The 7,605-nt window shown below is 49.0% G+C and carries 9 protein-coding genes and 1 pseudogene; 7 read left to right on the top strand and 3 right to left on the bottom strand.

The window, feature by feature from the left end:
* Both ACUU1M_RS17520 and ACUU1M_RS17515 read left to right on the top strand, forming a co-directional pair.
* The coding region (locus tag ACUU1M_RS17520; RefSeq protein ID WP_449144708.1) for an autotransporter outer membrane beta-barrel domain-containing protein at positions 1-528 on the top strand (528 nt) is incomplete at its 5' end.
* 87 nt (positions 529-615) lie between these two features.
* Positions 616-1,119: a helix-turn-helix domain-containing protein gene (locus tag ACUU1M_RS17515; RefSeq protein ID WP_000953937.1), complete on the top strand. Its 504-nt coding sequence runs from the start codon at positions 616-618 to the stop codon at positions 1,117-1,119.
* Here the strand turns inward: ACUU1M_RS17515 and ampH are convergent, their stop codons facing one another.
* On the bottom strand, positions 1,120-2,277 hold the full coding sequence (ampH, locus tag ACUU1M_RS17510; protein ID WP_000830761.1) for a D-alanyl-D-alanine-carboxypeptidase/endopeptidase AmpH: 1,158 nt from the start codon (positions 2,275-2,277) through the stop codon (positions 1,120-1,122).
* Between the two features lie 351 nt (positions 2,278-2,628).
* Between ampH and sbmA the strand changes: the two genes are divergently transcribed.
* Positions 2,629-3,849 (top strand): peptide antibiotic transporter SbmA, encoded by a 1,221-nt coding sequence (sbmA, locus tag ACUU1M_RS17505; RefSeq protein ID WP_005072807.1) that lies wholly within the window; start codon positions 2,629-2,631, stop codon positions 3,847-3,849.
* A gap of 12 nt (positions 3,850-3,861) precedes the next feature.
* On the top strand, positions 3,862-4,956 hold the full coding sequence (gene yaiW, locus ACUU1M_RS17500) for a surface-exposed outer membrane lipoprotein YaiW (RefSeq protein ID WP_000092044.1): 1,095 nt from the start codon (positions 3,862-3,864) through the stop codon (positions 4,954-4,956).
* A gap of 58 nt (positions 4,957-5,014) precedes the next feature.
* Here the strand turns inward: yaiW and ACUU1M_RS17495 are convergent, their stop codons facing one another.
* Entirely contained in the window at positions 5,015-5,323 is a 309-nt protein-coding gene (locus tag ACUU1M_RS17495) for a YaiY family protein (RefSeq protein ID WP_000763148.1), read from the bottom strand.
* Positions 5,324-5,582: 259 nt separating this feature from the next.
* Between ACUU1M_RS17495 and ACUU1M_RS17490 the strand changes: the two genes are divergently transcribed.
* Positions 5,583-5,795 (top strand): DUF2754 domain-containing protein, encoded by a 213-nt coding sequence (locus tag ACUU1M_RS17490; protein ID WP_001599861.1) that lies wholly within the window; start codon positions 5,583-5,585, stop codon positions 5,793-5,795.
* A 23-nt stretch (positions 5,796-5,818) separates the two neighbouring features.
* Here ACUU1M_RS17490 and ddlA read toward each other — a convergent pair whose 3' ends face one another.
* Positions 5,819-6,913 (bottom strand): D-alanine--D-alanine ligase, encoded by a 1,095-nt coding sequence (gene ddlA, locus ACUU1M_RS17485; protein ID WP_000413677.1) that lies wholly within the window; start codon positions 6,911-6,913, stop codon positions 5,819-5,821.
* Between the two features lie 77 nt (positions 6,914-6,990).
* On the opposite strand from ddlA, the gene ACUU1M_RS17480 reads away from it, so the two are divergent.
* Together ACUU1M_RS17480 and iraP are read left to right on the top strand one after the other, a co-directional pair.
* Entirely contained in the window at positions 6,991-7,194 is a 204-nt protein-coding gene (locus tag ACUU1M_RS17480) for a hypothetical protein (protein WP_023517632.1), read from the top strand.
* Positions 7,195-7,375: 181 nt separating this feature from the next.
* A pseudogene (gene iraP / locus ACUU1M_RS17475) lies at positions 7,376-7,605 on the top strand (anti-adapter protein IraP); the annotation flags it as partial.

Raw genomic sequence — 7,605 nt, 5'->3', positions numbered from 1 at the left:
AGCTTGAGCTACTCTCACTTCAACAACGACCTGTCTGCAACCATGAGCAACGGTACTTACGTTGACGGTAGCACCAACTCCGACGCTTGGGGCTTCGGTTTGAAAGCAGGTTACGACTTCAAACTGGGTGATGCTGGTTACGTGACTCCTTACGGCAGCATTTCTGGTCTGTTCCAGTCTGGTGATGACTACCAGCTGAGCAACGACATGAAAGTTGACGGTCAGTCTTACGACAGCATGCGTTATGAACTGGGTGTAGATGCAGGTTATACCTTCACCTACAGCGAAGATCAGGCTCTGACTCCGTACTTCAAACTGGCTTACGTCTACGACGACTCTAACAACGATAACGATGTGAACGGTGATTCCATCGATAACGGTACTGAAGGGTCTGCGGTACGTGTTGGTCTGGGTACTCAGTTCAGCTTCACCAAGAACTTCAGCGCCTATACCGATGCTAACTACCTCGGTGGTGGTGACGTAGATCAAGACTGGTCCGCGAACGTGGGTGTTAAATATACTTGGTAATATTCTTCACTCCGAAGAAATACTGGTAATTTAATCTAAATAATGCCCGTCAAGGATTTGACGGGCATTACTGCAAAGGACGCGCAAATGTTATCTGTAGTTAAACCTCTTCAGGAATTTGGTAAGCTCGATAAATGTTTGTCCAGATACGGTACGCGCTTCGAGTTTAATAATGAAAAGCAAGTTATATTTTCCAGTGATGTCAATAACGAAGATACTTTCGTTATTTTAGAAGGAGTTATCTCTCTGCGTAGAGAAGAAAACGTACTTATCGGTATTACCCAGGCTCCTTATATTATGGGGCTGGCTGATGGTTTAATGAAAAACGATATACCATACAAATTAATATCAGAAGGAAATTGTACGGGATATCATCTACCAGCCAAACAAACCCGCGCAATATTATTATCAATGATTGACTGGAATGAAGAATTGCGATCACGTATTGGTGTGATGAATTATATCCATCAACGTACACGCATATCGCGTTCTGTCGTCGCAGAAGTTCTCGCTGCTTTGCGTAAAGGCGGCTATATCGAAATGAATAAAGGCAAACTGGTCGCTATCAACCGTTTGCCTTCAGAGTATTAATCAGGATGCGGGGATAACCAACGGTTTATTCCCGCTTAGCTCGGTCACCAGATCATTGATGCCATCGCTCATATTTTTAAAGCGCGTCAACGGCGAACGAGTGACCACCACAAACGCGCCAATATTCTTCTGCGGGATCATCGCCATATAGGTAATGAAACCGCCACCACCGCCTGTCTTCTGAATAATCCTCGGACGACCCTCTTTCGGGGCCATATATACCCAGCCTAAACCAAGCGCATCCGCTTTGCCGGGGACATCCATGCCAATCACTTTCGTAAACTGCGCGCGCTGATAAATCAACGTCTGCATGCGATCTGCCTGGTTACTGCGCTGATAAAAATCAGATGACAAATACTGCTGCATCCAGCGCATCATATCGCCAGGCGTGGAATAGACGCCGCCGCTGCCAATTGCCGCCAGCGTGTTATTGCACGGACTGGCACCGCGCTCAGCAACCATTAAACGGCGGCACTGATCCGGTGAGGGGGTGTAGGTGGTGTCTTTCATCCCCAATGGATGGGTAATCTGCTCTTCAAACAACTGGGTATAAGGCTTGCCGGACGCATTCGCCAGTGCATCTGCCAGCAGGTCGAACGCAAGGTTAGAGTACGCCGCCTGACTGCCTGGCGCGGCTTTCAGCTTCGCCGTAGAAAGGTATTTCCAGCGTTGCTCGCGCGTTGGCCAGACAAACACCGGACGATGTGCCGCGCCACCGGGCTGTTCACGGGGCAGGGCGCTGGTATGGGTTGCCAGATTCACTAGGGTAATGGGCGTCCCATTGTAGGTCGGCACGCGTGCGCCTGGCGGAGCATATTTACTTAGCGGATCGTTTAACTTTACGGTCCCCTGGTCGAGCAATTTCACCAGCATTTCACTGGTCATTAGTTTGGTGAGGGAAGCAATACGCACGACCGAATCCAGCTGCGGGCGAACGTTATTACCAGGTCGCGTTTCGCCATAACTACGAAAGACGCGCTGGTTACCGTCGATAACAACCAGCGCCATCCCCGTGGCACCGCTGCCGTAAAAAATATGATCGGCATAACGATCGACAATATCAGAGGCAAACTCCGGTTCAGTGATCGGCTGCGCCGTATGGACGGAGGTCAATGACGCCGCACACAGCACGGCAGAAAAAAGCAGACTACGTTTCAACGGTGGTGTCCATAGATTGAATGAAGGTAACTGAGCGTATTTATACTACTCATTGATGGATTGCAAAGGGCGAATTAGTGCAATAATAGTGTTAAAAACGTAACGGCGCGTAAACACGATCTTTTTCCTGCTCACCAATGCCTGCATTTGTGATCCTGCGCGTGTTAATCCGCTTATGTAAACAATCTTTGGTTTGTGAAATCCGTCGAAACAATTCTTATGGTCAGGCTGGCGAACTAAGCGCCTTGCTATGGGTCACAATGGGCGGTTTCATTTGGCTGACGCTTTGTAGCGGTCATGCGGTTAATACACAGCAGTTGTTAAAACGATAAGAAGTTAGCAGGAGTGCATATGTTTAAGTCTTTTTTCCCAAAGCCGGGAACGTTTTTTCTCTCGGCCTTTGTTTGGGCATTGATTGCCGTTATCTTCTGGCAAGCCGGTGGGGGTGACTGGGTGGCGCGTATCACCGGCGCTTCCGGGCAGATCCCGATTAGCGCCGCGCGTTTCTGGTCGTTGGATTTCCTGATTTTTTACGCTTACTACATTGTTTGCGTAGGACTTTTTGCATTTTTCTGGTTTATCTACAGCCCGCACCGTTGGCAATACTGGTCAATACTCGGTACTGCGCTGATTATCTTCGTCACTTGGTTTTTGGTGGAAGTCGGGGTCGCCGTCAACGCCTGGTATGCGCCGTTCTATGATCTGATTCAAACCGCGCTAAGTTCGCCGCATAAAGTCACTATCGAACAATTTTACCGCGAAGTGGGCGTCTTTCTGGGGATTGCGCTGATCGCGGTGGTGATCAGTGTACTGAACAACTTCTTTGTCAGTCACTACGTGTTCCGCTGGCGTACGGCGATGAACGAATATTACATGGCGAATTGGCAACAACTGCGTCATATCGAAGGTGCCGCACAGCGTGTGCAGGAAGACACCATGCGTTTTGCTTCAACGCTGGAGAATATGGGCGTCAGTTTTATCAACGCCATCATGACGTTGATCGCCTTCCTGCCGGTGCTGGTAACGCTCTCCGCGCATGTGCCGGAGCTGCCGATTATCGGGCACATTCCGTATGGTCTGGTGATTGCCGCTATCGTCTGGTCGCTGATGGGGACCGGATTGCTGGCAGTGGTAGGGATCAAACTGCCGGGGCTGGAGTTTAAAAACCAGCGAGTAGAGGCCGCCTACCGTAAAGAGCTGGTTTATGGTGAAGACGATGCCATGCGCGCGACGCCGCCTACGGTACGCGAGCTGTTTAGCGCCGTACGGAAAAACTATTTTCGCCTCTATTTTCACTATATGTATTTCAACATCGCCCGCATTCTCTATTTGCAGGTCGATAACGTTTTCGGTTTGTTCTTGCTGTTTCCGTCAATTGTTGCCGGTACGATTACGCTCGGCCTGATGACGCAGATTACCAACGTTTTTGGTCAGGTTCGCGGTGCTTTCCAGTACCTGATTAACTCATGGACCACACTGGTTGAGTTGATGTCTATCTACAAACGTCTGCGCAGCTTTGAACATGAGCTGGATGGTGACAAAATTCAGGAAGTAACCCATACCTTGAGCTAAAAAGGAGAAGTAATGTCGCGCGTCAATCATCTATCTTCGCTGTCATTGTTGGCGGTTCTGGTTTTAGCGGGGTGTAGTAGTCAGGCTCCGCAACCGTTGAAAAAGGGCGAAAAAGCGATAGATGTAGCGAGCGTCGTGCGGCAGAAGATGCCTGCGAGCGTGAAAGACCGCGATGCCTGGGCGAAAGATCTCGCCACCACCTTTGAAAGTCAGGGGCTGGCACCGACGCTGGAAAACGTCTGCTCGGTGCTGGCGGTGGCGCAGCAGGAGTCAAATTATCAGGCAGATCCGGCCGTTCCGGGCTTAAGCAAGATCGCCTGGCAAGAGATTGACCGTCGTGCTGAACGGATGCACATTCCTGCTTTTCTGGTTCATACCGCGCTAAAAATCAAATCGCCAAACGGCAAAAGTTATAGCGAACGGTTAGATTCGGTGCGTACAGAAAAGCAATTGAGCGCGATTTTTGACGATCTGATCAGCATGGTACCAATGGGGCAGACGCTGTTTGGTTCGCTTAATCCGGTGCGCACCGGTGGGCCGATGCAGGTCAGCATTGCTTTTGCCGAACAGCATACCAAAGGGTATCCGTGGAAAATGGACGGTACAGTTCGTCAGGAAGTCTTCAGTCGCCGCGGCGGGTTGTGGTTTGGTACTTACCATTTACTGAATTATCCCGCCAGCTATAGCGCACCGATATACCGCTTTGCTGATTTTAACGCTGGCTGGTACGCCAGCCGTAATGCCGCGTTTCAGAACGCAGTCAGTAAGGCCAGCGGCGTGAAGCTGGCACTGGACGGTGATTTAATTCGTTACGACAGTAAAGAACCCGGGAAAACCGAACTGGCAACGCGCAAACTGGCGGGAAAACTGGGGATGAGCGACAGCAAAATTCGCCGTCAGTTAGAGAAAGGTGACAGCTTCTCTTTTGAGGAGACGGCGCTGTACAAGAAAGTTTATCAACTTGCCGAAGCGAAAACGGGTAAATCACTACCCCGCGAAATGTTGCCTGGCATTCAACTGGAAAGCCCGAAAATCACCCGCAACCTGACTACGGCCTGGTTTGCGAAGCGCGTAGACGAACGGCGGGCGCGTTGTATGAAACAGTGATCAAACAGGAATGTCAGGCCAGATAAGGCGTTTCAGGCCGCATCTGGCAACGTAAATTTTACTGGCGGCGATGTCGCCAGTGCAGCCATAGCGCCACCACTGCAAAAATGAGGCAGCCTGCTAAAAACGGGATCAGCCCGAAAATGGTGCCGACACCTAAACCAATTTCCACCCGTGGGCGACCTGTTTCCTGGACCTGCATTAAACGCTCATAGACGCCGGGCGCATGCACTAACAGGTTCAGCAATTGCGCCCCAGCCCAAAAGCAAAACAGCACAAACAACGCATAGGCAATGTTGCCAGGCGTTGAAGAGGCATTGCGATATTTTCCGCTAAACAGCGATTTTGACAGGGTGAAATCAGCCATAAAAACCTCCGGAAGTCATCTGCTTCTCTTCTGGTGTGATACCAGCGGCTTATGGCAAGTCTGACAGGTCATTTAGATTGTCAATATCAGAATCATGGTAAATTGATGTTGGGAATATTCCCGAAGCGTGAATCTTCGTTGTGAGTCACAAAATGGCAACCTTAAGTTAAATTTATTAACAATTACGAAAATGTTGTCTACACCACAGACGGTTGTTACAGAATATGCAAGGATGTTGTTTTTCGTTAACGGAGCTGCCATGAATCTGCCTGTAAAAATCCGCCGTGACTGGCACTACTATGCGTTCGCCATTGGCCTTATATTCATTCTTAATGGCGTGGTGGGGGTACTGGGATTTGAAGCAAAAGGTTGGCAGACCTATGCCGTCGGTCTGGTGACGTGGGTGATTAGTTTCTGGCTGGCGGGGTTGATTATTCGTCGTCGCGATGAAGAAACTGAAAACGCCCAATAAGAATATTATCGGGCGTTAAAATATTACATTGTGGTTTTCAATGCGTTATCCGCAGCGTGACGCTCCAGCGCCAGCTCAATCAAACGTGTGATCAGATCGGTGTAACCCAGACCGCTGGCTTGCCACAGCTTCGGATACATACTGATGTTGGTGAAGCCAGGCAGTGTGTTGATCTCGTTGATCACCACTTCGTTCTCTGGGGTTAAAAACACGTCTACACGCGCCATGCCTGCGCATCCCAACGTCTGATAAGCCTGAACGGCAATCGCCCGGATCTTATCGTTGATCTCTGGTGCAATGGCTGCCGGAACTACCACTTTCGCGCCATCTTCGTCAATGTACTTGGTGTCGTAGGCATAGAAATCGCTGGTGAGTACGATCTCGCCACAGGTGCTGGCTTGCGGATTGTCGTTGCCCAGAACTGCGCATTCGATCTCACGACCTTTGATCCCTTGCTCAACGATCACTTTATGATCGAACTCGAACGCCAGATCGACGGCAATTGCGTACTGTTCTTCACTGGTTACTTTGCTGACACCAACAGAAGAGCCCTGATTAGCCGGTTTTACAAACAGTGGTAACCCCAGTTTAGACTCCACTTCGGCAAAACTGATGTTGTGACGATTAGCGCGCGTCAGGGTAATAAATGGCGCAATGTTCAGCCCGGCATCGCGTAGCAGACGTTTGGTGACATCTTTATCCATACAGGCTGCTGAAGCCAGAACATCAGAACCTACAAACGGTAAATTGGCGACCCGCAGCATTCCCTGCAAGGAACCATCTTCGCCCAGCGTACCGTGGACAATCGGGAAAATGACATCCACCGTCGGCAACGGCTGACCGTTTTGCGCGTCGATAAGCTGATGCTCATGTTTACCTGGCACCTGCGCAAGACTGGTCGCCGAAGGGCGCAACGCAATATGGGCAGGATCGTCTGCATTTAGCAGATAATTGCTGGCATCGCTGACGTGCCATTGCCCTTGTTTATCAATGCCCAGCAGCACAACGTCGAAGCGACTTTTATCAATGGCATCGACAATGTTTTTTGCCGATTGCAGAGACACTTCATGTTCCGCTGATTTACCACCAAAAACGATTCCTACCCGCAGTTTTTCCATCTTAAAAACCTATCCCGTCTAACACAAAGTGCATACATTACCACGACAAAACGGGGGATTCGCGGCCTTCTGAAAGATTGTTGCAATCTTCTGCTGACAAAGCGTGCAACGTACTGGTGAAGAAAGTGCGTTATCTCAAAGATGTGCGCAAGATCACAAAAATGATGAACGGGAAGCTAATTTATTCCTGGCTTAAATGGCAATGCGGTGAGTTTTTTTCTCTTAATTATAAGTTAACGAAGAGAATATATTTCATAGCTTTTATTTATAATAAAGGTTGATAATTAAAAGCCTATATTTTGCGTGGGTAATTATTTAAATAAGAGAAACGTTTCGCTGGTAATCAAACAAAAAATATTTGCGCAAAGTATTTCCTTTGTCATAAAAATAATACTTCCAGACACTATGAAGTTGTGAAACATAATGTTAACTTCTCCATACTTTGGATAAGGAAATACAGACATGAAAAATCTCATTGCTGAGTTGTTATTTAAGCTTGCCCAAAAAGAAGAAGAGTCGAAAGAACTGTGTGCGCAGGTAGAAAGCTTTGGAGATTATCGTCACTGCAATGCTTCGCAATATGGCGCAAAATGACCAACAGCGGTTGATTGATCAGGTAGAGGGGGCGCTGTACGAGGTAAAGCCCGATGCCAGCATTCCTGACGACGATACGGAGCTGCTGCGCGATTACG

Source organism: Shigella sp. SIG6, from assembly GCF_053555815.1.
The sequence above is the reverse complement of the archived record's forward strand: the minus strand, read 5'-3'. Positions and strand labels throughout refer to the sequence as shown.

Coding starts and splice junctions, on each gene's coding strand:
- ACUU1M_RS17515 (WP_000953937.1), top strand. CDS start 616: ATGTTATCTGTAGTTAAACCTCTTCAGGAATTTGGTAAGCTCGATAAA.
- sbmA (WP_005072807.1), top strand. CDS start 2,629: ATGTTTAAGTCTTTTTTCCCAAAGCCGGGAACGTTTTTTCTCTCGGCC.
- yaiW (WP_000092044.1), top strand. CDS start 3,862: ATGTCGCGCGTCAATCATCTATCTTCGCTGTCATTGTTGGCGGTTCTG.
- ACUU1M_RS17495 (WP_000763148.1), bottom strand. CDS start 5,323: ATGGCTGATTTCACCCTGTCAAAATCGCTGTTTAGCGGAAAATATCGC.
- ACUU1M_RS17490 (WP_001599861.1), top strand. CDS start 5,583: ATGAATCTGCCTGTAAAAATCCGCCGTGACTGGCACTACTATGCGTTC.
- ddlA (WP_000413677.1), bottom strand. CDS start 6,913: ATGGAAAAACTGCGGGTAGGAATCGTTTTTGGTGGTAAATCAGCGGAA.